Annotated in this window: 29 protein-coding genes, 2 tRNA genes and 1 pseudogene; 26 read left to right on the forward strand and 6 right to left on the reverse strand. The window is 59.9% G+C overall.

Annotated features, from left to right (window positions below; all coding sequences use genetic code 11):
• The first annotated feature begins 26 nt into the window (after positions 1-26).
• The 3 genes from cdd to V5A26_RS00815 all read left to right on the forward strand — a co-directional run bounded on the left by cdd (position 27) and on the right by V5A26_RS00815 (position 2,525).
• Positions 27-425, forward strand: coding sequence for a cytidine deaminase (gene cdd, locus V5A26_RS00805; protein ID WP_332320517.1), 399 nt, complete (start codon positions 27-29; stop codon positions 423-425).
• A gap of 72 nt (positions 426-497) precedes the next feature.
• Positions 498-1,316: a nucleoside phosphorylase gene (locus V5A26_RS00810; protein ID WP_332320516.1), complete on the forward strand. Its 819-nt coding sequence runs from the start codon at positions 498-500 to the stop codon at positions 1,314-1,316.
• 75 nt (positions 1,317-1,391) lie between these two features.
• A complete protein-coding gene (locus V5A26_RS00815; RefSeq protein ID WP_332320515.1) occupies positions 1,392-2,525 on the forward strand; it encodes a pyridoxal phosphate-dependent aminotransferase in 1,134 nt (377 codons plus the stop codon).
• A gap of 2 nt (positions 2,526-2,527) precedes the next feature.
• On the opposite strand, the gene lrpA1 is transcribed toward V5A26_RS00815, so the two are convergent.
• The 5 genes from lrpA1 to V5A26_RS00840 all read right to left on the reverse strand — a co-directional run bounded on the left by lrpA1 (position 2,528) and on the right by V5A26_RS00840 (position 7,376).
• A complete protein-coding gene (lrpA1, locus tag V5A26_RS00820) occupies positions 2,528-2,956 on the reverse strand; it encodes an HTH-type transcriptional regulator LrpA1 (RefSeq protein WP_332320514.1) in 429 nt (142 codons plus the stop codon).
• 75 nt (positions 2,957-3,031) lie between these two features.
• Positions 3,032-3,967, reverse strand: coding sequence for a thiamine pyrophosphate-dependent enzyme (locus tag V5A26_RS00825; RefSeq protein ID WP_332320513.1), 936 nt, complete (start codon positions 3,965-3,967; stop codon positions 3,032-3,034).
• Positions 3,964-5,862, reverse strand: a complete 1,899-nt coding sequence (locus V5A26_RS00830; protein ID WP_332322164.1) for a 2-oxoacid:acceptor oxidoreductase subunit alpha — start codon at positions 5,860-5,862, stop codon at positions 3,964-3,966. Before V5A26_RS00830 ends, V5A26_RS00825 begins: the two co-directional genes overlap by 4 nt.
• 220 nt (positions 5,863-6,082) lie before the next feature.
• Positions 6,083-6,298, reverse strand: coding sequence for a hypothetical protein (locus V5A26_RS00835; protein ID WP_332320511.1), 216 nt, complete (start codon positions 6,296-6,298; stop codon positions 6,083-6,085).
• Position 6,299: 1 nt separating this feature from the next.
• Entirely contained in the window at positions 6,300-7,376 is a 1,077-nt protein-coding gene (locus V5A26_RS00840; protein WP_332320510.1) for an Mrp/NBP35 family ATP-binding protein, read from the reverse strand.
• 225 nt (positions 7,377-7,601) lie between these two features.
• Between V5A26_RS00840 and moaA the strand changes: the two genes are divergently transcribed.
• From moaA to V5A26_RS00935, 19 genes and pseudogenes are all read left to right on the forward strand, one after another.
• Complete coding sequence (moaA, locus tag V5A26_RS00845) at positions 7,602-8,618, forward strand: GTP 3',8-cyclase MoaA (RefSeq protein WP_332320509.1); 1,017 nt, start codon at positions 7,602-7,604, stop codon at positions 8,616-8,618.
• Between the two features lie 209 nt (positions 8,619-8,827).
• Positions 8,828-8,910, forward strand: a tRNA-Ser gene (locus tag V5A26_RS00850).
• Between the two features lie 15 nt (positions 8,911-8,925).
• A complete protein-coding gene (locus V5A26_RS00855) occupies positions 8,926-9,432 on the forward strand; it encodes a 30S ribosomal protein S13 (RefSeq protein ID WP_332320508.1) in 507 nt (168 codons plus the stop codon).
• Positions 9,432-9,944, forward strand: a complete 513-nt coding sequence (locus V5A26_RS00860) for a 30S ribosomal protein S4 (RefSeq protein WP_332320507.1) — start codon at positions 9,432-9,434, stop codon at positions 9,942-9,944. Before V5A26_RS00855 ends, V5A26_RS00860 begins: the two co-directional genes overlap by 1 nt.
• A 6-nt stretch (positions 9,945-9,950) precedes the next feature.
• The gene (locus tag V5A26_RS00865) at positions 9,951-10,337 is read left to right on the forward strand and encodes a 30S ribosomal protein S11 (RefSeq protein WP_332322165.1); all 387 of its coding nucleotides are present in this window, start codon (positions 9,951-9,953) and stop codon (positions 10,335-10,337) included.
• Position 10,338: 1 nt separating this feature from the next.
• Positions 10,339-11,085 carry a DNA-directed RNA polymerase subunit D gene (locus V5A26_RS00870; RefSeq protein ID WP_332320505.1) on the forward strand — a complete coding sequence of 249 codons (747 nt, stop codon included), beginning with the start codon at positions 10,339-10,341 and terminating at the stop codon, positions 11,083-11,085.
• 126 nt (positions 11,086-11,211) lie between these two features.
• Positions 11,212-11,296: transfer RNA gene (locus V5A26_RS00875), tRNA-Leu, on the forward strand.
• Positions 11,297-11,320: 24 nt separating this feature from the next.
• Complete coding sequence (locus tag V5A26_RS00880) at positions 11,321-11,674, forward strand: 50S ribosomal protein L18e (RefSeq protein WP_332320504.1); 354 nt, start codon at positions 11,321-11,323, stop codon at positions 11,672-11,674.
• Complete coding sequence (locus V5A26_RS00885; protein ID WP_332320503.1) at positions 11,671-12,108, forward strand: 50S ribosomal protein L13; 438 nt, start codon at positions 11,671-11,673, stop codon at positions 12,106-12,108. The genes V5A26_RS00880 and V5A26_RS00885 overlap by 4 nt, the downstream gene beginning before the upstream one ends.
• On the forward strand, positions 12,102-12,500 hold the full coding sequence (locus tag V5A26_RS00890) for a 30S ribosomal protein S9 (RefSeq protein WP_332320502.1): 399 nt from the start codon (positions 12,102-12,104) through the stop codon (positions 12,498-12,500). The genes V5A26_RS00885 and V5A26_RS00890 overlap by 7 nt, the downstream gene beginning before the upstream one ends.
• A 7-nt stretch (positions 12,501-12,507) precedes the next feature.
• Entirely contained in the window at positions 12,508-12,708 is a 201-nt protein-coding gene (locus tag V5A26_RS00895) for a DNA-directed RNA polymerase subunit N (RefSeq protein WP_332320501.1), read from the forward strand.
• Position 12,709: 1 nt separating this feature from the next.
• Complete coding sequence (locus V5A26_RS00900) at positions 12,710-12,892, forward strand: DNA-directed RNA polymerase subunit K (protein WP_332320500.1); 183 nt, start codon at positions 12,710-12,712, stop codon at positions 12,890-12,892.
• Positions 12,889-14,088: a phosphopyruvate hydratase gene (gene eno, locus V5A26_RS00905; RefSeq protein ID WP_332320499.1), complete on the forward strand. Its 1,200-nt coding sequence runs from the start codon at positions 12,889-12,891 to the stop codon at positions 14,086-14,088. Before V5A26_RS00900 ends, eno begins: the two co-directional genes overlap by 4 nt.
• Positions 14,089-14,177: 89 nt before the next feature.
• A pseudogene (gene rpsB / locus V5A26_RS00910) lies at positions 14,178-14,786 on the forward strand (30S ribosomal protein S2); the annotation flags it as partial.
• A gap of 24 nt (positions 14,787-14,810) precedes the next feature.
• Positions 14,811-15,818: a mevalonate kinase gene (gene mvk, locus V5A26_RS00915; RefSeq protein WP_332320530.1), complete on the forward strand. Its 1,008-nt coding sequence runs from the start codon at positions 14,811-14,813 to the stop codon at positions 15,816-15,818.
• Positions 15,815-16,612 (forward strand): isopentenyl phosphate kinase, encoded by a 798-nt coding sequence (locus V5A26_RS00920; RefSeq protein ID WP_332322166.1) that lies wholly within the window; start codon positions 15,815-15,817, stop codon positions 16,610-16,612. Before mvk ends, V5A26_RS00920 begins: the two co-directional genes overlap by 4 nt.
• A gap of 179 nt (positions 16,613-16,791) precedes the next feature.
• Positions 16,792-18,138, forward strand: a complete 1,347-nt coding sequence (locus V5A26_RS00925) for a ribonuclease J (RefSeq protein WP_332320496.1) — start codon at positions 16,792-16,794, stop codon at positions 18,136-18,138.
• A 1-nt stretch (position 18,139) separates the two neighbouring features.
• Positions 18,140-19,192, forward strand: a complete 1,053-nt coding sequence (locus V5A26_RS00930) for a polyprenyl synthetase family protein (RefSeq protein WP_332322167.1) — start codon at positions 18,140-18,142, stop codon at positions 19,190-19,192.
• A gap of 50 nt (positions 19,193-19,242) precedes the next feature.
• Positions 19,243-20,997, forward strand: a complete 1,755-nt coding sequence (locus V5A26_RS00935; protein WP_332322168.1) for a glutamate--tRNA ligase — start codon at positions 19,243-19,245, stop codon at positions 20,995-20,997.
• Between the two features lie 19 nt (positions 20,998-21,016).
• On the opposite strand, the gene tmcA is transcribed toward V5A26_RS00935, so the two are convergent.
• Complete coding sequence (gene tmcA / locus V5A26_RS00940; RefSeq protein WP_332320493.1) at positions 21,017-23,293, reverse strand: tRNA(Met) cytidine acetyltransferase TmcA; 2,277 nt, start codon at positions 23,291-23,293, stop codon at positions 21,017-21,019.
• Positions 23,294-23,479: 186 nt separating this feature from the next.
• On the opposite strand from tmcA, the gene rpl7ae reads away from it, so the two are divergent.
• From rpl7ae to ndk, 4 genes are read left to right on the forward strand one after another with little or no spacing between them, the layout of a single operon-like run.
• On the forward strand, positions 23,480-23,842 hold the full coding sequence (rpl7ae, locus tag V5A26_RS00945) for a 50S ribosomal protein L7Ae (protein WP_332320492.1): 363 nt from the start codon (positions 23,480-23,482) through the stop codon (positions 23,840-23,842).
• Positions 23,843-23,844: 2 nt separating this feature from the next.
• Positions 23,845-24,069, forward strand: coding sequence for a 30S ribosomal protein S28e (locus V5A26_RS00950; RefSeq protein ID WP_070364683.1), 225 nt, complete (start codon positions 23,845-23,847; stop codon positions 24,067-24,069).
• Positions 24,069-24,245: a 50S ribosomal protein L24e gene (locus tag V5A26_RS00955; protein ID WP_442908734.1), complete on the forward strand. Its 177-nt coding sequence runs from the start codon at positions 24,069-24,071 to the stop codon at positions 24,243-24,245. Before V5A26_RS00950 ends, V5A26_RS00955 begins: the two co-directional genes overlap by 1 nt.
• Entirely contained in the window at positions 24,245-24,700 is a 456-nt protein-coding gene (gene ndk / locus V5A26_RS00960) for a nucleoside-diphosphate kinase (RefSeq protein ID WP_332322169.1), read from the forward strand. The genes V5A26_RS00955 and ndk overlap by 1 nt, the downstream gene beginning before the upstream one ends.
• The last annotated feature ends 13 nt before the right edge of the window (positions 24,701-24,713 follow it).

A 24,713-nucleotide genomic window follows, 5' to 3' on the forward strand; every position in this document is an offset into this window, starting at 1 on the left:
TTCACCCCAGGGGTCGTTGCCCGCCTATGGACGAACTTCTCGACGAAGCCCGGAAGGCAGTTTCCCAAGCGATCGTTCCCTACTCCGAGTACGCGGTCGGTGCAGCCCTCGAAACCAGCGACGGGACCACATTCACCGGCGCGAACATCGAGATCGCGAACTTCTCGAATAGCCTCCACGCCGAAGAAGTTGCGCTCGCACGGGCGATCATGGCTGGCCACACCAACTTCAAGCGGATCGCCGTTGCCTCTGATGCCAGCGATGGGGTAACGCCATGTGGCATGTGCCGGCAAACCCTTGCTGAGTTCGCCGATGAGAAGTTCAGAGTCCTGGTGGATGACCCTGGAGGACCGGAGTCCCATCTGCTCGATGAGTTGCTGCCCCACGCGTTCACCGGGGACAAAATCCACGAACATACCGAGTAAGTCTGGACAGTGTCGCCGAGGTGGTCCGGATTCAGGCCAAGTGTTTTGACATCCCTCCGCCATGGGTTGAGTATGGCAGACGACAGCGAGGATCCCAGCGACGAGGTCCAATATCACATTGGGGTCGGGCCAGCGGATCTGGCCCCGGCCGTCCTCCTCCCCGGCAATCCAGATCGCGTCGATACGATCACCGATTTTTGGGACGAGGCTGAAGAGCAAGCCTTTCATCGAGAGTACCACACGGTAACCGGCAGCGTTGAAGAGACACCGATTTCTGTCACCTCGACCGGCATCGGAAGCCCGGCGGCCGCGATCGCCGTCGAGGAACTGGCCCGAGCAGGAGCTGAGACGCTCATTCGTGTGGGCTCGACCGGGGCAATTCAGCCCGATATGGAAATCGGCGATCTGGTCATCACCAGTGGAGCAGTCCGGCAAGAGGGAACAAGTGACGAATACGTCCGCGAGGAGTACCCGGCCGTCGCCGACCGAGAGGTCACGAGTGCCCTCATTGCGGCCGCCGAACGGTTGGGATACGACTATCACGTCGGACTCACCATGAGCGCCGATAGCTTCTACGCCGGACAGGGACGAACCGGGTTCGAAGGCTTCGAAGCGGCCGGAAGCGACTCGCTCGTCGAGGAGCTCCAGGCAGCGAACGTGAAGAACATCGAAATGGAAGCGAGCGCAATTCTCACCCTGGGCTCGATTTACGACCTGCGAGCGGGAGCGATCTGTTCAGTCTACGCCAACCGCGAAACCGGGGAGTTTCAATCGACAGGCGACGCGCGAGCCGCTGAAACGGCTACGCTCGCCGTGCACCTGCTCGCGGAGATGGATCAACGCAAAGCAGCAGCTGGGGTCGATCACTGGCATCCGGGACTGTCACTGTAACATCGGCCTGGAGGCGCGGTCGGTTCCCGGCGGGATGACAGCGGACATATATGGGCCCCGGTCTTCCGAACGGGCATGCCCTCGAATCGAGCGATGGAGACGACGCCTTTTGCGGCGATGGACGTCCTCGAAAAAGCCGGGAAACTCGACGACATCGTCCACCTGGAGGTCGGCGAGCCCGATTTCGAACCCCCGGCAGTCGCAACCGAAGCCGCGATCGACTCGCTGTCAGCCGGCAACGTAAATTACACCCACGCCCGCGGAAAGGAAAGCCTCAGGCGGGCGATCAGTGAGTACTACGATCGGAAATACGGAGTGGACGTCCCTCTCGACCGCATTCTCGTCACGCCGGGATCTTCACCGGCGCTATTGATGGTGATGCTCGACGTCGTCGACCCGGGCGGCGAGGTCGTCCTGACCGACCCGTACTACGCGCCGTATCCGAATTTCGTGCGACAAGCCGAGGGTCACACCCTGACAGTCCCACTTTCTCCTGACAACGGGTTCCAACCCCAACTCCAAGAGTTCGAAGCGAAAATGGGGTCCGACACTCAGGGCTTGCTCATCAACTCCCCGGCCAATCCGACCGGCGCGGTGATGGACGCCACTGCAATCGAAGGGCTCGTCGACCTCGCATCGCAAACTGACACTCACTTGATTTCAGACGAGATCTACCACGGGCTTGATTTCGACGCTGATGCCCATTCCGTCCTTGAATACACGGACGAAGCCTTTGTCCTCGATGGCGTTTCCAAGCGCTACGGAATGACCGGTTGGCGCCTCGGATGGATCATCACGCCACCGGAGGAAACCGCTGCGATGAACCGCCTAGTCCAGAACTTCCTGATTTGTGCCCCTAACCACGTGCAAGACGCAGCCGAAGCTGCGATTCGGGATGGTGACAACCTGGATGACATCCGAAGGACCTACCGCAGGCGACGAGACTTGCTGCTCGACGCCGTCGAAGATCTGGGACTCGAGATGGGGTATACGCCAGCGGGTGCGTACTATCTCCTTCTTGACGTGAGTTCCCTCCCTGGCGATTCCTTTACGGTCGCCGATCGACTCCTGGAAGAGGCCGGAGTGGCGCTCACACCGGGCCCAGATTTCGGAACCCAATCGGAGCACACGCTTCGGGCCTCATTTGCAACCAGTACGGAACAGATCCAAGAAGCAATCGCTCGATTGGACGCCTACCTACAGCACTAACCTTACTTCAGTCGCTCCTGCAGGAACGTCGGATGGGCCTCTTCAATTCCCTCGATCGTCATGACCTCGTCCTGGATTATTCTCGCGAGGGTATCGCCATCTTCGGCCCGCATTTCAGCCATCAACATATGATCGCCACTCGATGAATAGAGGGTCCGAAGCGATTCGAGGGCTTTGAGCTCCTGGATCGCATCGACGTATCGCTCGCTTTTGACGTCGAAGCCGACGAATGCTATCGACGTCGAGGAGAGTTTCTTCGGATCAACCTCGGCCGAGTATCCAACAATGACGCCCTGCTCCTCCAATTGAGAGACGTACTTCCGAACAGTCGGCTTTGATACCCCAACTTGCTCGGCTATCTCGCCATAGGACGCCTGGGCATCTGATTCCAGCACCTCGAGGATGCGGTCAGCAGTCGACTCCTCGTTCACGAAGATACATTTGGGACGATGGGAAAAATATCTTCCGAAACTAAAAACAGTTCTCGGGTGTTGAAAACGAGTTGCTTACCGGTGGCGGTCCAGCCGTTCGTAGGAGCGCTCCCACTCGTACTCGTCGTCGAAGTAATTCCCGACCACCGGCTCTTCGGGCATTTCCCCGCGCATCTGTTTTTCCTCCTGGTACGTCCGACGGTCTTCTTCGACGTAGTACCGGCCGGTGAGGACTTTTCCGTCGTAGAGGGCCTGTTCGGTCTCGTGCATCATATCAGCCGCTTCACGCCGGTCAGTAACGTCAAAGTCGTAGTCATCTGACTCCTGCACGTCGATGTATGGGACGTATTCGCCGCCGTCCTTGTTCCAGGTCGGGCACTGCGTGAGGAAATCGACGTGGGCAAAGCCATCGTGTTCGATGGCTTCGACCAGGATTTCTTGGGCCTGTGTCGGATTCGTTGCAGCCGTCCTGGCGATGTACGAGGCACCTGCCGATAGCGCAAGCGAGAGCGGTCGGACGGGGTCTTTCGCGACGCCTTTGAGTTGGGTCTTCGAGGTGTGACCTTTGGGGCTCGTCGGTGAGGACTGCCCTTTGGTTAGCCCGAAGACCTCGTTGTTGAACACGATATAGGTCATATCGTGGTTCTCGCGAGCGGTGTGTGTGAAGTGGTTCCCACCGATGCCGTAACCGTCACCGTCTCCGCCCGCAGCCACAACTTCGAGGTCCTGATTGACCATCTTCGCGGCCCGGCCCAACGGGAGGGTCCGGCCATGAATCGCGTGGAACCCGTAACTGTCGAAGTAGCTGTTGAGTTTCCCCGAACAGCCGATCCCCGTGACGACGAGTATCTCCTCGGGATCCCGTCCGAGATCGCCCATCGCGCCTTTGAGCGCTCGAAGGACCGAAAAGTCACCACAGCCCGGACACCAGGTCGGTTGCGGTTCGGTTTCGGGGGTGTAGTCCTCATCACTCAGGTCCGCACCGGAGCCGATGGCGTTGAATTCAGTCATGCTCGATCACCTACTTGGGGACGAAGAGTCGTTTCAGACAAGGTGTCCCGATCCTCGCCGTTTTGCACGATTTCGACGGCTTCGATGATTTCTGCCGGTTCGAACGGGTTGCCATTGTACTTCAGTAAGCTTTCGAGGAGGGCCCCGTATTCTCCAAACTCTCGCATCAAGACGTTTTTGAACTGGCTCGTTGCGTTCATCTCGACCACCAGCGCGTTCGAAACACCTTCGAGGAACGACGCGATCTCGTCGGTTCGAAGGGGTGCCATCTGGCTTACCGAAAGGGATTTGATCGAAACGCCCTGCTCCGTCAGTCGGCGAACACTCTCCTCGACGACTCCCTTCTGGGACCCCCAGGTAAGGAGTGCGAGATCGGCGTCTTCGTCGCCAATAACCGTATCCGTGGACTCCCGCTCGGCCAAGTCGTCTTTGACGACGTTGATCTTGCTCACCCGCCGGTTCATCTGCTTGATCCGGTTCTGGGTGTCTTCGGCGATCTGTCCGTCCGGCCAGTGTTCGTTCCCAGTCGCAAGGAAGCGTCCGCCTCGTTGACCCGGGAGCGAGCGGGGATTGACCGCGTCATCCGAATCCGTTCGGAACCGTTCGTAGCGCCCGCCCACGTCGTGGGGCAGGTCTTCCAGTTCCCCTTCCGTGGCAACCGAGCCCAGGTCCGGATTCGGCTCACGATCGAAGAAGCTCCGTGGAATGTTGCGGAACTCGCCAGTTAGTTGATCGTCGTAGAGGACGATCGCCGGGAGCTGGTACTCGTAGGCCAATTCGAATGCCAGGCGAGTCTGTTCGTAAGTCTCCTTGACATTCCCCGGCGCAAACACGACCCGGGAAGAGTCGCCCTGGCTCGTCGACAAGACGAATTCGAGGTCGGCCTGTTCAGTCTTCGTCGGCATCCCCGTCGACGGTCCGGCACGCTGGGCCTCGACGAGGACCAGCGGTGTTTCGGTCATCTCCGCGAGACCGATCGATTCGGACATCAGCGAGAATCCGCCTCCCGAGGAGCCCGACAGCGCCTTCGCGCCGGCGTGACTGGCCCCAATAGCCATCATCGAGGCAGCGATCTCGTCCTCGACCTGCTCCGCAACGCCGCCTATGTTCTCAAGTTCGCGGGACATAATCGTAAACACGTCCGTCCACGGCGTCATTGGGTACCCCGAGACGAACCGACATCCCTCGTCGATTGCCCCATAGGAGATGCCATGGCTTCCCGAGAGCAGGACCTGCTCTTCACCGTGGTCGTGGTCAGGAACACGAAGGTCGTGGGCCCCGTCGAATTCTGCGTTCGTGTACTCGTGGGCGTCTGAAAGCACATCGAGATTTTTCTCGAGAATGTCCCCACCCATCGCCTCGCTCATGAGCTCTTGGATCGGGTCGAGTGGCATATCGAGGAGTGCGGCCGTGACACCAACCCCCGCCGTGTTCCGCATGACATCCCGACCGTGGTCCCGAGCTATCGATTGGAGGTCAACCGGGTAGACGTGCCAGTCGTTTTCCTCGGCTCGCTCGTCCAAATCCCGAGTTTCGTCCGGGTCGAGAACGCCTGTATCGTAGACGATGACCCCACCCTCGTTGAGTTCGTCGAGGTTCTCGAAGAGCGGTTTTTTCTCCTCATCCCCGTAGACCGCACCCTCCGACGGGTTGCGAGCAAAGCTGTCACCCAACGCGAGGAGGAAGTTGAATCCGTCTCCCCTGGAGGTGACCGGTGCTTCGCTGGCGCGTACCTCAACATAGGTGTGACCGCCGCGGATCCGTGACGGGTAATGTCGATGTGTATAGACGTGTAACCCGTATCGCATCAACGCCTTGGTGAAGTTCTGGCTCGTCGTGTCGATCCCGTCACCGGAACCACCTGCGATTCGCCAAATGAGTTCGTCCTGAGTCATAGTAAAGCCTGGTCCGCGAGGACCGTTAATCCGGGAATAGGGGAAGCGGGGACTAAACGGTTTGGCTTCGGTTTCGCCTGATTAATCGTGTAAAATACGGCTTCTATGGTCGGAAATCCGGATGTCTGCCACTCCATTATCGGCTGGAAATCCCCGTCTCAGCCAATCCCCCTTCGGCTGGAAGTCCGCATATCCGCCGTCGAAAAGACCGTTCGCACTGCTAGTCTTCTTCGGTGTCAGCGTCCACGGCCTGGAAAATTCGGTGCATATCACGGAAAATATCCTCGGGGGAGCGGTCCTCCGCAGGATCGTAGAGGTCGCTCACCCGCTCGACGGTTGCAGCGACCTGTACAGTTTTGGAGTCGGCCTCCGGGCCTCGAAGGTCACTGGCCACGGCACGAAGGACGGCCCGTTTCTCGTCCGGCGTGTAAGACATCCTACTGCGAACGATTCTGCCGGTTGAGGATCCCGACCATGTCTGCCGCTGTTTTGACGACGCTCTGGAAGGACTCTGACGTCCCCCCGTCGTCGGCCATCACGATCGGCGCCCCCTCGTCCCCGCCGCTCCGGATAGCGGGGTCGAGTGGAATCGATCCCAGGAAAGGCATGTTTTTCTCCTCGGCGAAGCGTTCGCCGCCCCCGGAGCCGAAGATATCGTGTTCGGACCCACAGTCCGGACAGACGAATGTACTCATGTTCTCGACGATGCCCAGGACGGGAGTGTCGTGTTCGGCAAACATCTGCAGTCCACGACGAGCGTCCTCCAGTGCCACCTCCTGGGGCGTCGTGACGATCACGGAGCCCGTAATCGGGATCGATTGAAGCAGCGTGAGTTGCGTATCGCCGGTTCCCGGGGGCAGGTCGATGACCAGATGGTCGATATCGCCCCACTTGACGTCGTCTACGAGTTGGGTGAGCGTTTGGGTAACCATCGCTCCACGCCAGATGACCGGATCGTCGTCGCCGAGCATCAGTCCGAGACTCATGACGCCCATCCCGTGAGATTCGACGGGAACGATCTCCTCGTCGCTGGTCGCGCGTGGTTGTTCATCAACTCCGAGCATTCGGGGCACGTTGGGCCCGTACATGTCGGCGTCAAAAATCGCCACGTCCGCCCCGCGATCGGCTAAGCCGGCAGCGAGGTTCACGGAAACGGTACTCTTGCCAACACCGCCCTTTCCGGATGCGACCGCAATAACGTTCGAGACATCTGGAAGCGGTTCGGTTGCTTCGTCGGTGTCCGGACCGAGGTTCTCGACGCCCATTCCGTCGTCCTCGGCTTCTTCGGTATCGGTTGCGATGGTGACCGAGAGCCCCTCGCTCTCCAGGGCTTCCCGAACCGTATCGCTGATTTCCGCCTCAGTCGGTGAACCGGCCGCCTCCAGAGCCAATCCGACCGTAACGGCGTCGCCATCCAGGTCGATCCCGGAGACAAGGTTTTCAGAAACGATATCAGTACCGAGGTCAGGGTCTTCGATCCCCGACAGAATCTCCCGAATGTCGGCTTCCTCCATGACCCGAATAAGACGGTCTACTGTGAATAAGGGTTGTGTTTGGCCCGAGTTGGTTCAAAGTCATGTGTGATTATTGAGAATAGCTCGACCGGCCGATCAGTCCCTTCAAACGCCGTTTCCTGGAACCGTAAGTGGTCTGCTATAAATTGACAATGTAACTAATTACAGTTACCTCTTACCGGAATTACCCTCGAATTTAAGTTAATCCGGAAGGGAACATGGGGTATGCTCGAAGACGATTTCGGTCGGGAGGTATCCCAGGTTCGTGTCTCTCTGACCGATCGTTGCAATTTTGACTGCGTCTACTGCCACAACGAGGGGTTGGGTGATACACGGGGACCGATGGATCCCCAGGAAAACGAGATGAGTGCCGATGAGGTGATCCGATTTCTCGAAGTCGTCGACGAACACGGCATCGAGAAGGTAAAATTCACTGGCGGCGAACCGATGCTTCGGGAGGATCTCGAGGAGATCATCCGCCGGGTTCCCGATGGAATGACTCCCTCACTAACGACGAACGGAAGTTTCCTCCCCGACCGTGCGGAGGCGCTTCGTGAGGCAGGCTTGGAGCGGGTCAACGTCTCCCAAGACGCACTCGATGCCGAAGCTTTCAAAGAGATCACTAAAAGCGGAGCCTACGAGCGCGTTCTCGAAGGCGTCAGGGCAGCGGTGGATGCCGGCTTGACGCCGGTAAAACTCAACATGGTCGTCTTCGAACGAACGGCCCCACATGTCGAAGACATGGTCGATTTCGTCGGAGAAAACGATGGTCTTCGGCTCCAACTCATCGAGTTCATGCCGGAACTGGTCAACAAACCAGAGTGGGCCATCGACATCGACCGGGTTCACGACTGGCTCGAAGGACGGGCCGACCGGGTCGAAATCAGGGATATGCACCATCGAAACCGCTACTGGGTAAACGGTGGCATGGTGGAAATCGTCGATCCGGTCGAGAACCGTGAGTTTTGCGAGAACTGTCATCGCGTTCGAGTGACCCCCGATGGGCGGCTCAAAGGCTGCCTCAACCGGACTGACGACCTCCGGTCGATGGGCGAGATGACTCGTGATGAGATCGATGCGACGTTCCGCGAAACAGTTGCCAATAGAGTTCCGTACTACGGCGCGTATATGGTCGAAAACGAGGATGGGGAGTGGGTGGAAAATGAGGCCTACGCGAATCCCGAGGCGGAGACCCCAGAACCGCCGACGCCAGCCCCCATCTCGGCGGCCGACGACGACTGACAAGTGATTTTTTCTGTCAGCAGTTGAACGGGGACACGGTGATCCTTCTATCACCGTCCCCTCGATGTCACGCCCTGCCCCAGTTTTCGAGGAGGCCAACCGGCCGTCGTTCCGAGGGACTTAAGTGCCGGTGGGAGATAGACCTGACTGCAGGTACTGTAGGGGTTGGCGCCCCGAGTCCAAACGGGCGACGATACGACAAAATGCGCGTCGTGGTAGCCTAGCTTGGTCAAGGCGCAGGGTTGCTAACTCTGTGGCGTAAGCCTCCGGGGTTCAAATCCCCGCCACGACGCTTTCGATACCAACTATGAGCACGGAAGACACAGAGGAAGCGGACGAGGACATTCGATACTTCGTCCGCATCGGACAGACCGACCTCGACGGGACGAAGTCCGTCGAGCGTGCCCTCACAGAAATGAAAGGCATCGGGCGACGAGCGGCTCGAGTCATCGCGGACGTGGCAGACGTCGACCGAACGGCCACGTTCGGGACTCTCGACGACGACAGGATCGATACCGTCGTCGAGGCCGTCGAGGACTACGACACACACGTCCCCGACTGGCTCACCAACCGTCAAAACGACTTCTACACCGGCGAAAGTGGCCATCTCACGGGCTCGGAGGTCGAGCTCACCCGCGACGAGGACATCAACCGGATGCGGATGATCCGGTCCTATCGCGGCGTCCGCCACGAGCGTGGACAGAAGGTCCGCGGACAGCGGACCAAGTCCACCGGCCGAACGGAGGGTACGATCGGCGTGAACGTTGAGGAAATTCGAGAAGAACAGGCAGAAGAAGAGGAGGCGGGTGAATAATGGCACTTCCAGGAGAGAACACCAAGTTCTACGAGACCCCGAATCACCCATATCAGGGTGAACGCATTGCCGAGGAGGGGGACCTTATCGGTCGCTACGGCCTCAAGAACAAGGAGGAAGTCTGGCGAGCGCAGTCGGAACTCCGCAATTACCGGCGTGAGGCCCGACGATTGCTCGGTCGCGTCGGCGAGGAGTCAAGCGATGAGTTCATCGAGAGCCTGCAGCGCATCGGTGTCCTCGACGCGAACGAAGCACTCGACGACGTGCTGTCATTGGACGTCACTGACGTCCTCGAACGACGACTGCAAACCGTCGTGTACCGCACGGGACTGGCAAACACAATCTCCCAGGCCCGGCAGTTCGTCTCGCATGGCCACATAAAAATCGGCGACCGGCGCGTAACCACGCCGTCCTACACGGTCGAGGTCAGCGAGGAGAACGACATCTCGTTCGACGAGACAAGTCCCCTCGCAGACGAACTACACCCCGAACGCGCATCCGCACAGGAGTGATCATACATGGCAAATGAGGATTCCACGTGGGGTATCGCTCACATCCACGCCTCGTTCAACAACACGATCATGACCATCACCGACCAGACCGGGGCCGAAACCCTGGCGAAGTCGAGTGGTGGCGCGGTCGTCAAGCAGAATCGTGACGAGGCCTCGCCGTACGCGGCCATGCAGATGGCCGAGCAGATCGCCGAGAACGTGATGGAGCAAGGCATCGAAGGCGTCCACGTCCGAGTACGTGGACCAGGCGGAAATCAACAACAGAACCCCGGTCCCGGGGCACAAGCCGCGATCCGAGCCCTCGCACGAGCAGGGCTCGAAATCGGGCGGATCGAAGACGTTACCCCGATCCCCCATGACGGGACCCGGGCACCGAAGAATTCGGGATTCTAACATGGCAGAAACCTTCGAGGTCGAGTTCATCGAATCGGCCGAACAGGAAGCCAAATTCCTGGTCAGGGGAATCACCCCGGACCTGGCAAACGGCATCCGACGATCGATGCTGGCCGACGTGCCGACCCTCTCGATCGATTCGGTCCGGTTCGTCGAGAACTCCAGTGTGATGTTTGACGAACAACTCGCCCTTCGCCTGGGACTGGTCCCGTTGACCACCCCCGAAGGCGAGTTCGAGGAGGGTGATGTCGTCACGCTGGCCCTCGACGTCGAGGGACCCGACACGGCGTATTCTGGCGACCTTATGTCGGCCGATTCGGTGGTCGAACCGGCGGAAGACGACATCCCGATCATCGAACTCAAAGAGGATCAACGGCTGGAGATCGAGGCCGATGCGGTCATTGGACGCGGTCGAGAACACGCCAAACACCAGGGTGGTATTGCGGTCGGATATCGCCATCTGCAGGAAGTCGAAACCCTCGGTGACGCCGACGAATACGGAACCGACGACCGACAGATAGTTCGTGGGGTTATCGAAGCAGACGGCGAATTGCTCCGGACCGAGGAGTTCGACAACGACCTTCGGAACCGGTATCCGGACAAGAACGTCGCGGTCCACGACGTCGAGAACGCCTTCGTGTTCCACGTCGAATCGGACGGCTCGATGCCGGTCACCGAACTGGTGTCCCGGGCCGTCGATTCAGTGTACGACCGGGCTGAAGAACTCGAAGACGCAGTGAAACTGTAACGATGAACACGCCGACCCCTTCCAAAGCGATGGTCGTCCCGACCCCGGGAGCGACCGCGCTTTTCAGCCCGACCGAAACGGGTTTGAAGGGGCGGCCCAAACCAGGTATCGCGAGCGAAACCACGTGCAGGGGTAGCCGAGTTAGGCCAAAGGCGCAGCGTTCAGGGCGCTGTCCCGTAGGGGTTCGCAGGTTCAAATCCTGCTCCCTGCACTCTCCACACTTTTCCACACCGTAATGAGCAAGACAAGTCCGAGACTCAGCAGCCTCATCGCTGAATGCAAGTCCGTGGCCCGGAAGACGGGCGCGGACATCTGGCAGGACGTGGCCGGGCGGCTCGAGAAGCCGCGTCGGTCCCACGCGGAGGTCAACCTGAGTCGTATCGAACGGTACGCACGCGAGGACGAGACGGTCGTCGTTCCGGGCAAGGTGCTCGGATCCGGCGCACTGCGGAAGTCAGTCACAGTGGCAGCAGTCGACTTCTCCAGTTCCGCCCAAACGAAGATCGAACACGCGGACGGCGAAGTCCTCAATCTCGAACAGGCACTCGAACAACATTCAGACGGGTCGGAGATGCGGGTGATCGGATGAGTCTCGCACAATTCGACGCCGATCTCGTCGTCGACGCCCGTGACTGTGTCATGGGCCGCGTGGCGACGCAGGTGGCCGAAAGCGCCCTCGATGGCGACCGCGTGGCGGTCGTCAACGCGGAGGACGCAGTCATCACCGGTCGACGCGAAGACATCCTCTCGAAGTACGAGGATCGTGCGGAACTGGGATCCGACAAAGGCCCCGCCTATCCACGGCGCCCGGATCGGATGTTCAAGCGAACAGTCCGTGGCATGATTCCGTACAAGAAAGAACGGGGCCGTGAGGCGCTGTCCAAGGTCCGCATCTACGTGGGCAACCCCCACCAAAAGGACGCGAGCGTCCTCGACGGGACCTCGATCGACCGGCTCTCGACCACCCGATTTGTCACCCTCGGATCGGTGGCAGCACACCTCGGAGCGAACGTCACATGGTAACAAACACGAGCGGTAAGAAGAAAACGGCCATCGCCCGGGCAACCGTGAGCGATGGGGAGGGTCGTGTGCGAATCAACTCGACACCGATCGAACTCGTCGAACCCGAGATGTCGCGGCTCAAAATGCTTGAGCCGTTCCGCATCGCGGACGAGGAGCTTCGGGAGGAGGTCGACATCGACGTCACCGTCGAGGGAGGCGGGTTCTCCGGTCAGGCAGACGCCGTCCGGACGTCCATCTCCCGCGGCCTCGTCGAGTTCTACGGCGACGCCGAGTTACGCGATGCCTTCATGGAATTCGACCGGACGCTGCTGGTCAACGATGTTAGGCAGCCTGAACCCAAGAAGTGGGGCGGCCCGGGGGCACGGGCCCGCTACCAGAAATCATACCGGTGATTCATCAATGATGGTCCCAGTCCGCTGTTTCTCGTGCGGCAACACGGTGGGCGAGTACTGGGAGGAGTACGAGGCCCGTGCGTCTACGTTGGAAGGCGACGAGGACCCCGAGAAGGTACTTGATGAGTTGGGCGTCGAACGACACTGCTGTCGGCGGATGCTCGTCTCACACGAGGATCTGGTCGACGTCGTGTCTCCCTACCAGTAACATGTCCACACAACAACACTACAACCGATACGAGAAAGCCCGGATCCTCGGCGCTCGAGCGTTGCAGATCTCGTATGGAGCTCCGGTCCTGATCGATACCGATCAGACCGAGCCCATCCTCATCGCAGCCGAGGAGTACGACGCGTCGGTCCTGCCGTTTACGGTCCGGCGGGATAACACATGACGCTCGTCGAGACCGTTCGCCTGCGGCCCATCCTGGACTCCCGCGGGAACAAAACGGTCGAGGCCGACGTTCGGACCACCTCGGGTGGATTCGGACGGGCCGCTGCACCGAGCGGCGCGTCAACCGGGGAACACGAAGCAGTCGAACGACCAGTCGAGGAGGCGATCGCTGCGGCCAGGGAACAAGCGATCCCCCGACTCGAAGGCAACGTCTACGCCGGCGACCAGCGAGAAGTCGACCAAGTCCTTCACGCGGCCGACGGGACCGACGACTTCTCCGAAATCGGTGCCAACAGCGCTGTCGCGATCAGTATGGCGTCCGCAAAGGCCGCAGCCGACGTGCTCGGTGCACCACTGTACCAGCATCTCGGCGGCGCGTTCCGCGGGCGCTCGTCCCCGATCCCGCTCGGAAACGTCATCGGTGGCGGTGAACACGCTGCCGAAGCGACTGCCATTCAAGAGTTCCTTTCGGCCCCAATCGGGGCCCCAAGCGTCAGGAAAGCTGTTTTCGCGAATGCTACGGTCCACCAGACGGTCGGCGAACTCCTCACCGAACGCGGCTACGCCCCGGCAAAGGGCGACGAAGGAGCCTGGGCCCCCGCGATTAGCGAAGACGAGGCCTTCGAAGTCATGGCCGAAGCGACCGACCAAGTCGCCTCGGCGGTTGGCTTCGAAATTGGTTTCGGACTCGATATCGCGGCGGCTGAACTCTTCGAGGACGGCGCCTATCACTACGGCGAGGAGACCAAATCCACCGCCGAACAGATCGAGTACGTCGCCGACATGGTCGAGACCTACGATCTGGTTTACGTCGAGGATCCACTGGACGAGAACGACTTCGACGGCTTCGCCGAACTCACACGACTGGTCGGCAGTCAGACGTTGATCTGTGGCGACGACCTGTTCGTGACCAACACCGACCGCATCGCGGACGGCATCGAGCTGGATGCGGCCAATAGCGTCCTGATCAAACCGAATCAGATCGGGACACTCAGCGACACGGTCGATGCAATCGAACGTGCCCAGCGAGCCGGGTACGACCCCGTGGTTTCCCATCGGTCGGGCGAAACTGAGGACACCACCATCGCACACCTCGCCGTCGCAACCGACGCCCCGTTCATCAAGACCGGGACCGTCGGCGGCGAGCGAACCGCAAAACTCAACGAACTCATCCGAATCGGCGACGGTACATCATGAGCGAACGCGAGACATCAGACGAGACGACCCTCGAGGCCCCCGACCAGTCCACGGACGACACGGGCGAGGCCGACGAGGCTGAGGCACAGACCGAGGACGTCACCGCAGAGACGGACCCGGACCTGCTGATTCCCGTCGAGGAATACCTCGGCGCCGGTGTCCACATCGGCACCCAGCAGAAGACCAAAGACATGGAGCGGTTCATTCACCGTGTCAGGACTGACGGCCTGTACGTCCTGGACGTGAGCAAAACGGACGAGCGCATCCGGACCGCTGCTGACTTCCTCGAAAATTACGATCCCGAGCAGATCCTCGTGACCTCCTCGCGACAATACGGCCGCTTCCCGGCCGAGAAGTTCGCGGAGGCAGTCGGGGCACGAGCCCGAACGGGTCGATTCATCCCGGGGACGCTGACGAATCCCCAGTACGACGGCTACATCGAACCGGACGTCGTGGTCGTGACGGACCCCATCGGCGATGCCCAGGCGGTCAAGGAGGCTATCACCGTGGGCATCCCCGTCATCGCAATGTGTGACTCGAACAACGCCACGAGCAACGTGGATCTGGTCATCCCGACCAACAACAAGGGACGTCGGGCCCTGTCAGTCGTGTACTGGCTGCTCGGCAACGAAGTCCTCGACCGTCGCGGTGCCGAACCCGCGTACGGACTCGAAGACTTCGAAGAAAGCGAGATCTAGGCGCTGGACTCAAGCGTTTTTAGCCTGCGGCACCAGCAGAGTGATATGGCAACTTCGAATGCCCCGGGCAAAGTCTATCTTTTCGGGGAACACGCTGTCGTCTACGGCGAGCCGGCTGTTCCATGCGCGATCGAACGACGGGCGACAGTTACCGTCGAAACGCGGGAGGACAGTAGACTCCGTGTGAGCGCTCAGGACCTCAGTCTCGACGGATTCACGGTCGAATACGACGGCACGACGGCGGGGCAGCCCGAAGTAGACGTGACAGAAGAGCTGGTCGAAGCCGCAATGGGGTATGTGGACGGAGCGATCGAACAAGCCAGGGATGCGGCCGATGAGCCGACAGCCGGCTTTGACGTAACCGTCGAGAGTTCGATCCCGTTGGGAGCTGGACTTGGTTCATCAGCAGCGGTCGTCGTGGCGACCATCGATGCGGCAGCGCGAGCGCTCGGCGTGACACTCGACCGAGAGGAACTCGCAGACCGAGCCTACCAGGTCGAATACGAGGTCCAAGCGGGGCAAGCGTCCCGAGCCGACACGTTCTGTTCGACAATGGGCGGAGCCGTCCGCGTCGAGGACGACGACTGCCAAACACTTTCAAGTCCGGACCTCCCATTCGTCATCGGCTACGACGGTGGGGCAGGGGACACTGGCGCCCTCGTCTCGGGCGTTCGAGCCCTCAAATCGGAGTACGACTTCGCCGCCGATACGGTCGAATCGATCGGTGACCTTGTCGAACAGGGGCTGGAGACCCTCGAGGATGGGGACATCGAAGAACTGGGGCGGCTCATGGATTTCAATCACGGGTTACTCGCGGCTCTCGGGGTCTCATCCCGGTCGCTCGATTCGATGGTATGGGCCGCCAGAGAGGCAGGCGCTACCGGCGCAAAACTGACTGGAGCTGGGGGCGGCGGCTGTATCGTCGCCCTCGACGAAACGGACGCCACCGAAACAGCACTCAACTACTCACCGGCATGTGAGGAGTCGTTTCGGGCCAGACTCGACACTGACGGGGTGCGCCGGGAGGAATGACGACCGCAGAATCAACAGCCGAGGCCGCTGAGTCAGGGGCAAAAACACCGTCGGTCGTGCTCAAACTCGGTGGGAGTGTTATCACGGACAAGGAAAAGCCAGAAACTGTCGACACGGACCGCCTGGTCGAAGCGGCAGCGGCCATTCGCGACGCGGACGTCTCGAATCTCGTAATCGTCCACGGTGGCGGATCGTTCGGACATCCCGCGGCCAAAGGCGCAGACGTCGCCATCGAGACGGGAACCAGGGACACCGAAGCGATTCGAGAGATACACGCGGCGATGGGTCGATTGAACGGAGCCGTCCTCGATGCGTTGGCGGCTGAAGAAATCCCAGCCGTCCCCGTTCGGCCGTTTTCAGCCGGGTCTCGAAATCGAAACGGCGATATCGTGCTCCCAACCGCACACCTCGAAACAATGCTGGAAGAGGGGTTTGTTCCGGTACTCCACGGGGACGTGATCGTGACAGCGGAGTCGGGAGCAACCATCGTCAGCGGAGACGAATTAGTGGTGAGTGTCGCCGAAGATCTGGAGGTAGATGCAGTCGGGCTCTGTACGACCGTCCCCGGAGTTCTCGACGAGAACGAGACCGTAATTCCGGAAATCCACGAGTTCGAGGCCGTCAGAGAGGTGCTCGGCGGGAGTTCGGCCACCGACGTGACCGGGGGCATGGCCGGAAAGGTTCGTTCGTTACTCGAATTAGATACCGGCGCGCAGATTTTCGACCTGGCGGGATTAGAAGACTTTCTCGCAGGAGCGACAGCGGGGACTCGAATCGACAGTCAGGAGGAGTGACAGGCAGTTGGCGGCACAATCAGGTGCTTTATAGGAGAAGAGAGTCTTAGAGTACATAACTGTCGGTCGGTCGAGACACTGGAACGGTCGACGGCTGCAAGACGCCGGGATCGTGGCGGTGCATTCCGATCGCATGTTTCAGTACTGAGCGGGCCCACCAGGGCTTTCAGTGATCAACAATGGAAATCGAAATTGCGACAATCGGCGGTTACGAGGAAGTCGGACGGCAGATGACGGCAGTGCGGGCCGGCGAGGACGTGGTCATCTTCGACATGGGTCTGAACCTGTCGAAGGTTCTCATCCACGATAACATCGAAACCGAACGGATGCATAGCCTGGACCTCATTGACATGGGAGCCATTCCGGACGACCGCGTGATGTCCGAACTTGAGGGGGACGTCAAGGCCATCGTGCCAACACACGGCCACCTCGACCACATCGGTGCCATCTCGAAGTTAGCCCATCGGTACGACGCGCCGGTGGTGGCTTCCCCGTACACCATCGAACTGGTCAAGGGTCAGATCGAGAGTGAGGAGAAGTTCGGTGTCGACAACGAACTCGTGAAGATGGAAGGCGGCGAGTCGATGGAGATCGGCAACGGCCTCGAAATGGAGTTCGTCCACGTCACCCACTCGATCATCGACGCGATCAATCCCGTTCTCCACACGCCGGAAGGGTCGATCGTTTACGGCCTCGACAAACGCATCGACCACAATCCGGTCCTCGAAGACCCGATCGACATGCAACGGTTCCGCGAAATCGGTCGCGAGGGCGAAGGGGTCCTGGCGTACATCGAGGATACCACGAACGCACAGAAGAAGGGACGAACGCCAAGCGAATCCCATGCGCGCCACCATCTCAAGGACGCGCTCAATTCGATGGAGGACTATGACGGCGGAATCGTCGCAACGACGTTCTCCAGCCACATCTCCCGAGTCAACAGCCTCGTCGAGTTTGCCAAAAATATCGGCCGGCAGCCGATTCTCCTCGGCCGTTCGATGGAGCACTATTCCGGGGCGGCCGAGCGAATGGGCTATGTGGACTTCCCGGACGACCTCGGGATGTTCGGGCATCGCAAAAGTGTCGACCGCGCCTTCAAACGAATTATGAACGAGGGCAAGGACAAGTTCCTCCCGGTCGTCACCGGTCACCAGGGCGAGCCACGAGCGATGCTAACCAGAATGGCCCGCGGCGAAACGCCCTATGAGCTAGAGAGCGGCGACAAAGTCGTCTTCTCCGCTCGGGTCATCCCCGAGCCAACAAACGAAGGCCAACGGTACCAGGCTGAAAACCTCCTGAGCATGCAGGGCGCTCGAATCTACGACGAAATTCACGTCTCTGGCCACCTCCGCCAGGAGGGCCACTACCAAATGCTCCAGGCATTGAATCCCAAGAACGTGATCCCGGCCCACCAAGATATGGGAGGTTACGCGCCGTACGTGAACCTTGCAGAGAGTGAAGGATACAGAGTCGGACGGGACCTGCACATTACACGAAACGGCAACCGGATCCAACTCGTCGAGTAAGATGGATCGCGAGGCGCGAGCGAGGACCGTGGAGGACGCCATCGAGAACCGGCGTGCGGTCGTCAACGACCACATCGACACGTACCTCCCGATGGCCGACCCGGAACGGCTCTACGAGGCGTCCCGACACCTGCTCCAGGCCGGTGGCAAACGCCTCAGACCGACCATCCTGCTCGTTGCTGGTGAAGCACTCACAGAGACGGCCCCTGGAGCACAGTCCTACCAGGAGTTCCCCACAGTCCGAGATAACGAGCCCCCCATCGACTTGTTGGCAGCGGCCGTAAGCGTCGAAGTCATCCAGTCGTTCACCTTGATCCACGACGACATCATGGACGACGATCGGATGCGGCGGGGTGCCCCAGCGGTTCACGTTGCGTTCGATTCGGATACGGCGATTCTGGCTGGCGATACCCTCTACTCGAAGGCCTTCGAGATCATGCTGGAAAACGGTGCACCCCCGGATCGAGGACTCGATGCGCTCGACACCCTGGCCTCGACCTGTACGCGAATCTGTGAGGGCCAATCACTGGACGTGGACTTCGAAACGAGGGAGACTGTCACGACCGAGGAGTACATCGACATGATCGACAGAAAGACGGCTGTGCTCTATGCCGCCTCAGCGTCGATCCCGTCGATTCTTCTGGGCGCCGACCAAGAGACGACCGACTCACTCGAAGCCTACGGGCGGTCGATCGGCCAGGCCTTTCAGATCCACGACGACGTGCTAGATTTGACGACGCCCAGTGAAACATTGGGTAAACAGCGGGGGAGTGACCTCATCGAAGGGAAACGAACTGTTATCACCCAGCACGCCAAAGAGAACGGCGTTCAGGTGGACGAACTCATCACAAGTGGTAATCCAGATTCGGTTACTGAACGGGAAATCAAGGACGCAGTCGGGGAACTCGAATCTGTCGGGTCCATCGCATACGCACGTGACCTCGCAACGGACCTGGTTGCAGAAGGGTTGGACGAACTCGAGGCGATCCCGGACACGGAAGCCAAACGACGGCTGGAACAGATCGGGGCTTATCTTATCGAGCGGTCGTATTGAAACGGCACAAATCCCAACCACTTTGACCGACCGTCGAGTTTGCTCTGCCAATGGACGACGAGCTCCGCGCCCGAATCGAACGCGAAATCGAGAAACACGCGCTCCACAACGCACTGAAACACGAGAGCGACGCCCAAGTGGGCGCAATAATGGGTCCACTGATGGGCGAAAACCCGGAATTCCGCGAATACGGCGACGAAATTCCGGGCCTCGCCGGTCCGATCCTGGCTTCGGTCAACGAACTCGACCGGGAGGCAAAGCGTGACCGACTCGAAACACTCGATCCCGAGGCAATCGAAGACCTCGACAGCGAAGACGAAGAAGACGAACACCCACTTCCTGACCTTCCCAACGCCGAACCCGGTGAAGTCAGAATGCGGGTCGCTCCGAATCCAAACGGGCCCTGGCATCTCGGGCATGCCCGAATGCCTGCGGTGATCGGGACCTACAAAGATCGATACGACGGAAGCTTCATTTGCCGTTTCGACGACACCGATCCGGAGACAAAACGCCCGGATCTCGACGCATACGACCAGATCCTCTCTGACATCGACTATCTCGGCTTCGAACCTGACGAGGTGTTGAAGGCCAGTGATCGCCTCGAAACCTATTACGAACACGCGCGGGAACTCATCGAGGCCGGTGGAGCCTACACGTGCTCCTGCGATGGCGAGAATTTCTCCAAGTTGAAAAACGCGGGAGAACCATGCGCCCATCGAGGCAAAGACACGGAAACCATTCTCGAGGAGTTCGAGAAGATGGTCGATGGCATGTACGATTCCGGAGACATGGTTCTCAGGGTCAAAACAGACATCAAAAATCCGAATCCGGCGCTCCGGGACTGGGTGGCCCTTCGGATGATCGACACCCCACACCCCCGTGAAGCAGCTGAAGACTATCGCTGCTGGCCGATGCTCGACTTCCAGTCCGGCATCGACGATCATCTGACTGGCATCACACACATCATCCGGGGCATCGACCTGCAGGATTCCGCAAAGCGCCAACGCTTCGTCTATGACTACTTCGACTGGACTTATCCGGAAGTCGTTCACTGGGGGCACGTCCAAGTCGACGCCTATGACGTCGCCATGAGTACCTCCACGATCAAAGAGCGAATCGATGCGGGGGTCCTCGACGGGTGGAACGATCCTCGGGCCCCAACAATCAAAAGCGTCCGTCGCCGTGGCATCAAGGGTGAAGCTCTGGTCTCGGCGATGACCGGTCTCGGGACGTCGACGAGCAACGTCGATCTTTCCATGAGCACCGTCTATGCCCGTAACCGGGAGTTGATCGACGACGAAACGGACCGACGGTTCATGGTTCGCGAATCGATCGACCCGTACCAGGATACCAATCCGGAACCACAGGAAGCGCTCACAATGCCCATCCAGGACGGTGATTCAGTCGCCAACCCACCACTCCATCCGGATCACGAGGACAGAGGAACACGTGATATCCCGGTCGGTGACGCGGTACGCCTCGAAGCAGACGACCTGCCAGCGGAGGGCGAGCGGATCTGGCTCAAAGGCTACGGGGCTGTTCGGAGTGAAGGTGAGCAATTGGTCCCAACTGGTGACGATTTGTCGGTTGTCAGGGAGGGTGCGGTCGACGTCGTCCACTGGGTCCCAGCGGCCGAATCAATCCCGGTCAAAATGCGAACGATGGACGGTGTGGTCAAGGGGTGGGCCGAACCTGGACTCGATGACCACGATCCCGACGATATCGTGCAATTTGAGCGGATCGGTTTCGCCCGCATCGACAGCCGTAGTGACGGGGAAACGATTGCGTACCACACACACCCGTAACACGAGAATTTGATACGAGTTAGCCCGATTTCGAATCCCCGGGTTCGGTAAATCGCCGACGGACCGTTCTGGCCACCGCAGTTCCGTATTCTGCCACCAGTGGTTGGAGCGCCCGCCCCAATGCTCGCATCGCCGCGGTCCGGGATTCGTATCCGATGGCGTCTGCGACCCGGTCCCACGATTGGTGCTGTAACAGCCCACGAATCAGCAGTCGTTTTTCTCGCTCTGAAAGATCCGCTGAGCCGTCGATCAACGCGTGAAGTGCCAGTTTCCGAAACGGGGTCGGATCGACGCTGTACAATCCAGGACCGAATGCCGCGCCAGCGATAACCCGCCACTGATGTGGCGTGATCAAGAGTGGTGGCGGATAGTCGACCGCTTCAAGGGTGGCCCGAATGACGGATGGATCGACAGCAGCAAGCGAATCCGCAAGGATACCACCGATTCGAGTGCCGAACCACGTCCCATGTCGCTTTGCCAGGGTCCGACCGCGCTCGGAGGTTGGGTTGAGCATAAGCACCGAATGTTCACCGCTTCGATCGTTCCGACTCGTCGAGAGATGAACCGTCGCATACCCGCTTTCGTGCCAGAGCGAGACGAGTTTCGGGGTGACACCAAACCCAGTCCCAAGCCAATCGACGACGGCCTCGAACTCGCGCTCGATTCGGTCGAGGAGGAAGCTACCGAGTCCCCGTGATCGTACCGCGTGGTGAGTGGCGATACGAACAACTCGTAGCCCGACGGGACCACCGGCGTCTTCGTCTTGGAGCTGACTCATCAACACGTCCGGAAGCATATTCCCCCGAATCCGGTGCCCTTCATAGACACGCTCTCGAAGCGACGGTGGAATCCCACCCTCTCGTGCCAGAAGTGCCACCGCCACCACATGTCCGTCCTGAAAAAGGGCCCGGACAGCCAGATTAGACCCATCGAGAAGTCGGGCCAAATCGTTCGGTTCGGTTCGATAATGCGCCGACACGAGCAATCCAAACGCTTCCCGGAGCAACTGTTCGTCGTATCTGAGCGTCCGTCCAGCAAGATCTGCATACGAGACAGATTCCGGAGTCGCGTCCTCGATCACCGTACCTGGGATCGGCCCGGCATTGAGAAGCAAGGCCCTGGCAGCCCAGACCTCGACGGGATCACCGCCAGCATATCGAATCGGCTCGACGAGCGAAATATCGAGCACGTCGTGGCGAGCAGCGGCGAGACTGTCCCGGAACCGGACTGCAAAGCCCCGGCCGGAGCCCTCGTAGCCGTGGACAGTAGTCGTATATACGACCCGGTCTGCATCGAGGGTTGATTCGAGGAGAGTCACTGAAAGTGCCGCCGCTTCCTCGACAAACACCACGTCCGCCGACTTGACTACAGAAGCCACCTCCGTCGCCGGAAGATATTCGATGCTTCCGCCACTTTCCGCATCGATTCGGCGCGGGGGAGAACCCTGAACTGACTGGATCCCATCCATGATCGGGAGGACTTCGAGAATGCGATCGAAAAAAGCCGTCGCGGCTCGTCGCTTCGGCCCGGTGACCACAATCCGCTCCCCCTGAGTGACAAACCAGGCAGCAAGGACTCCAGCAACACTGGATTTGCCCCGTCCTCGATCCGCTTCGAGGACCGCTGCCCGTGGGCTTTCTTTGAGGGCAGCAAGTTGTCCCACAGCGTCGACCTGATCCTGTGTGAGACACGCCTCAAGTATCGGGTCTGGGAGCGAGTGTGCTCCTGGATGTTGCTCGATTGCTTCAGGCTCCACTGCCGGTGGCCGGCCCGTAATCCCATTCCGCACAAGTTCGTCGGAGGCGAGATCAAAAATGGCGATCCCAGGGTGGCTTCGAAGCGTCTCGACGAGACGGTCCCGAAACAATCCCGTCACAGCGTCGATCGGGTCGGGCGGAACAGCTAGGGACTTGTCGAACTCATCGCGACGACCGGCCCATTGGTCAAGTGGGGGTGTAAGTAGCACGAACAATCCGCCCCCATCAACCGCTCCAACGAGTCGGCCCAGGACATTTGGCTCACAGGCCTCCCGGCAGTCAAGCACGATAGCCGAGCGTGTGGTGCCAAGCAACGCCACAGATTCCTGCGGATCGAGATGTTCACAGGCAATTCCGGACGGTGGGCCCACGACGGTGGTATCCGACATCGAGACGCCGGTGTCGGGTGCCGATGCTGCGGTCTCGAGAGCCATTGCCGCGGCGTCAAAATGACCGGTTTCGCCGGCAAGTACGAGGAGTCGCCGCTCGTCGAGGTGTGCTGCCTCCCTAGCGAGGTCGGCGACGGCTTCCCGGTCCATCGGCGGACCTTGTATGCGGCCGGGCAAGGATGTTTCCCTCAGAGTCGGCCCTCCCCTGGTTTGGACACGCTTTTAAGCACGGGGTGCCCACTCTGGAATACGCCTCACAGGGGACGATGATGCTTCCAGCCTTAGGAACGGTCGGCGGGGGAGCGAAAGCCCCTCTGTGGGAAGCGGTGATACATCATGCCAGTATACGTGGACTACGACGTACCAAGTGACCTCCAGGACCGATCACTCGAATCCCTCGAGGTCGCCAGAGATACAGGACGAATCAAGAAAGGAACGAACGAGACGACCAAAGCCGTCGAACGAGGGAACGCTTCGCTCGTCTTCGTGGCCAAGGACGTTACCCCGGAGGAAATCGTCATGCATCTCCCCGAACTCGCAGACGAGAAGGGGATTTCGTGTGTCTTCGTCGACACCCAGGACGACATTGGTCACGCCTGTGGCCTGGACGTTGGCAGTGCTGCCGCCGCCATCACTGACTCCGGCGAGGCGGAGTCCGACGTCGAGGACATCGCAACCAAAATCGAGGATCTTCAATAGCGATGAGCGCAGAGGAATCGACTGAAGGCTCGACACCCGCCGAGGTCATCGAAATCGTCGGGAAGACCGGCATGCACGGCGAGGCCATGCAGGTCAAGTGTCGAATCAAGGAAGGCTCAAACCAGGGCCGAATCATCACGCGGAACGCCCTCGGCCCCGTGCGAGTCGGGGACGTGTTGCAACTCCGCGAAACGGCTCGCGAAGCCGACTCGATCGGTGGTCAATAATGCCACAGACACGAACCTGCGATTACTGCGGGACAGAAATCGATCAGGGAACGGGGACGCTGTATGTAAAGAAGAACGGCGACACGATGTACTTCTGCTCCTCGAAATGCGAGAAAAACGCCGGAATGGGACGAGAGTCCCGCGATCAGGAGTGGGCCGGGCGAGGCAGTGAGTGATGATGGAACGGACCTTCGTGATGGTCAAACCCGATGGCGTCCAGCGTGGGCTCATCGGTGAGATCGTGTCCAGATTCGAGGACCGCGGTCTCAAACTCGTTGGCGCGAAACTGATGCAGATCGATCGGGAACTCGCCGAGGACCATTACGCGGAACACACGGACAAACCGTTCTTCGAGGACCTCACGGACTTCATCACCTCCAGGCCCGTTTTCGCGATGGTCTGGGAAGGACAGGACGCAATTGCTCAGGTCCGAACGATGATGGGCGCGACCGATCCCGCCGACTCCGACCCGGGGACCATTCGCGGTGACTTTGGCCTCGACATGGGCCGGAACGTCGTCCACGGCTCGGACACCGAACCAGGCTCCGCCGAGCGCGAAATAAAGCTCTTCTTCGAGGACTCGGAGCTCGAAGACTACGAGCGGATCGACGAACCCTGGCTGTACGAGTAGCGATTCAGGCGTA

The sequence above is a fragment of the Halodesulfurarchaeum sp. genome (assembly GCF_036626455.1).
Classification (GTDB): Archaea; Halobacteriota; Halobacteria; order Halobacteriales; family Halobacteriaceae; genus Halodesulfurarchaeum.

What these genes read in the sequence shown, in the direction of transcription:
- cdd (WP_332320517.1), top strand. Translation starts at nt 27, where the DNA reads ATGGACGAACTTCTCGACGAAGCCCGGAAGGCAGTTTCCCAAGCGATC.
- V5A26_RS00810 (WP_332320516.1), top strand. Translation starts at nt 498, where the DNA reads ATGGCAGACGACAGCGAGGATCCCAGCGACGAGGTCCAATATCACATT.
- V5A26_RS00815 (WP_332320515.1), top strand. Translation starts at nt 1,392, where the DNA reads ATGCCCTCGAATCGAGCGATGGAGACGACGCCTTTTGCGGCGATGGAC.
- V5A26_RS00825 (WP_332320513.1), bottom strand. Translation starts at nt 3,967, where the DNA reads ATGACTGAATTCAACGCCATCGGCTCCGGTGCGGACCTGAGTGATGAG.
- V5A26_RS00830 (WP_332322164.1), bottom strand. Translation starts at nt 5,862, where the DNA reads ATGACTCAGGACGAACTCATTTGGCGAATCGCAGGTGGTTCCGGTGAC.
- V5A26_RS00835 (WP_332320511.1), bottom strand. Translation starts at nt 6,298, where the DNA reads ATGTCTTACACGCCGGACGAGAAACGGGCCGTCCTTCGTGCCGTGGCC.
- V5A26_RS00840 (WP_332320510.1), bottom strand. Translation starts at nt 7,376, where the DNA reads ATGGAGGAAGCCGACATTCGGGAGATTCTGTCGGGGATCGAAGACCCT.
- moaA (WP_332320509.1), top strand. Translation starts at nt 7,602, where the DNA reads ATGCTCGAAGACGATTTCGGTCGGGAGGTATCCCAGGTTCGTGTCTCT.
- V5A26_RS00855 (WP_332320508.1), top strand. Translation starts at nt 8,926, where the DNA reads ATGAGCACGGAAGACACAGAGGAAGCGGACGAGGACATTCGATACTTC.
- V5A26_RS00860 (WP_332320507.1), top strand. Translation starts at nt 9,432, where the DNA reads ATGGCACTTCCAGGAGAGAACACCAAGTTCTACGAGACCCCGAATCAC.
- V5A26_RS00865 (WP_332322165.1), top strand. Translation starts at nt 9,951, where the DNA reads ATGGCAAATGAGGATTCCACGTGGGGTATCGCTCACATCCACGCCTCG.
- V5A26_RS00870 (WP_332320505.1), top strand. Translation starts at nt 10,339, where the DNA reads ATGGCAGAAACCTTCGAGGTCGAGTTCATCGAATCGGCCGAACAGGAA.
- V5A26_RS00880 (WP_332320504.1), top strand. Translation starts at nt 11,321, where the DNA reads ATGAGCAAGACAAGTCCGAGACTCAGCAGCCTCATCGCTGAATGCAAG.
- V5A26_RS00885 (WP_332320503.1), top strand. Translation starts at nt 11,671, where the DNA reads ATGAGTCTCGCACAATTCGACGCCGATCTCGTCGTCGACGCCCGTGAC.
- V5A26_RS00890 (WP_332320502.1), top strand. Translation starts at nt 12,102, where the DNA reads ATGGTAACAAACACGAGCGGTAAGAAGAAAACGGCCATCGCCCGGGCA.
- V5A26_RS00895 (WP_332320501.1), top strand. Translation starts at nt 12,508, where the DNA reads ATGATGGTCCCAGTCCGCTGTTTCTCGTGCGGCAACACGGTGGGCGAG.
- V5A26_RS00900 (WP_332320500.1), top strand. Translation starts at nt 12,710, where the DNA reads ATGTCCACACAACAACACTACAACCGATACGAGAAAGCCCGGATCCTC.
- eno (WP_332320499.1), top strand. Translation starts at nt 12,889, where the DNA reads ATGACGCTCGTCGAGACCGTTCGCCTGCGGCCCATCCTGGACTCCCGC.
- V5A26_RS00920 (WP_332322166.1), top strand. Translation starts at nt 15,815, where the DNA reads ATGACGACCGCAGAATCAACAGCCGAGGCCGCTGAGTCAGGGGCAAAA.
- V5A26_RS00925 (WP_332320496.1), top strand. Translation starts at nt 16,792, where the DNA reads ATGGAAATCGAAATTGCGACAATCGGCGGTTACGAGGAAGTCGGACGG.
- V5A26_RS00930 (WP_332322167.1), top strand. Translation starts at nt 18,140, where the DNA reads ATGGATCGCGAGGCGCGAGCGAGGACCGTGGAGGACGCCATCGAGAAC.
- V5A26_RS00935 (WP_332322168.1), top strand. Translation starts at nt 19,243, where the DNA reads ATGGACGACGAGCTCCGCGCCCGAATCGAACGCGAAATCGAGAAACAC.
- tmcA (WP_332320493.1), bottom strand. Translation starts at nt 23,293, where the DNA reads ATGGACCGGGAAGCCGTCGCCGACCTCGCTAGGGAGGCAGCACACCTC.
- rpl7ae (WP_332320492.1), top strand. Translation starts at nt 23,480, where the DNA reads ATGCCAGTATACGTGGACTACGACGTACCAAGTGACCTCCAGGACCGA.
- V5A26_RS00950 (WP_070364683.1), top strand. Translation starts at nt 23,845, where the DNA reads ATGAGCGCAGAGGAATCGACTGAAGGCTCGACACCCGCCGAGGTCATC.
- V5A26_RS00955 (WP_442908734.1), top strand. Translation starts at nt 24,069, where the DNA reads ATGCCACAGACACGAACCTGCGATTACTGCGGGACAGAAATCGATCAG.
- ndk (WP_332322169.1), top strand. Translation starts at nt 24,245, where the DNA reads ATGATGGAACGGACCTTCGTGATGGTCAAACCCGATGGCGTCCAGCGT.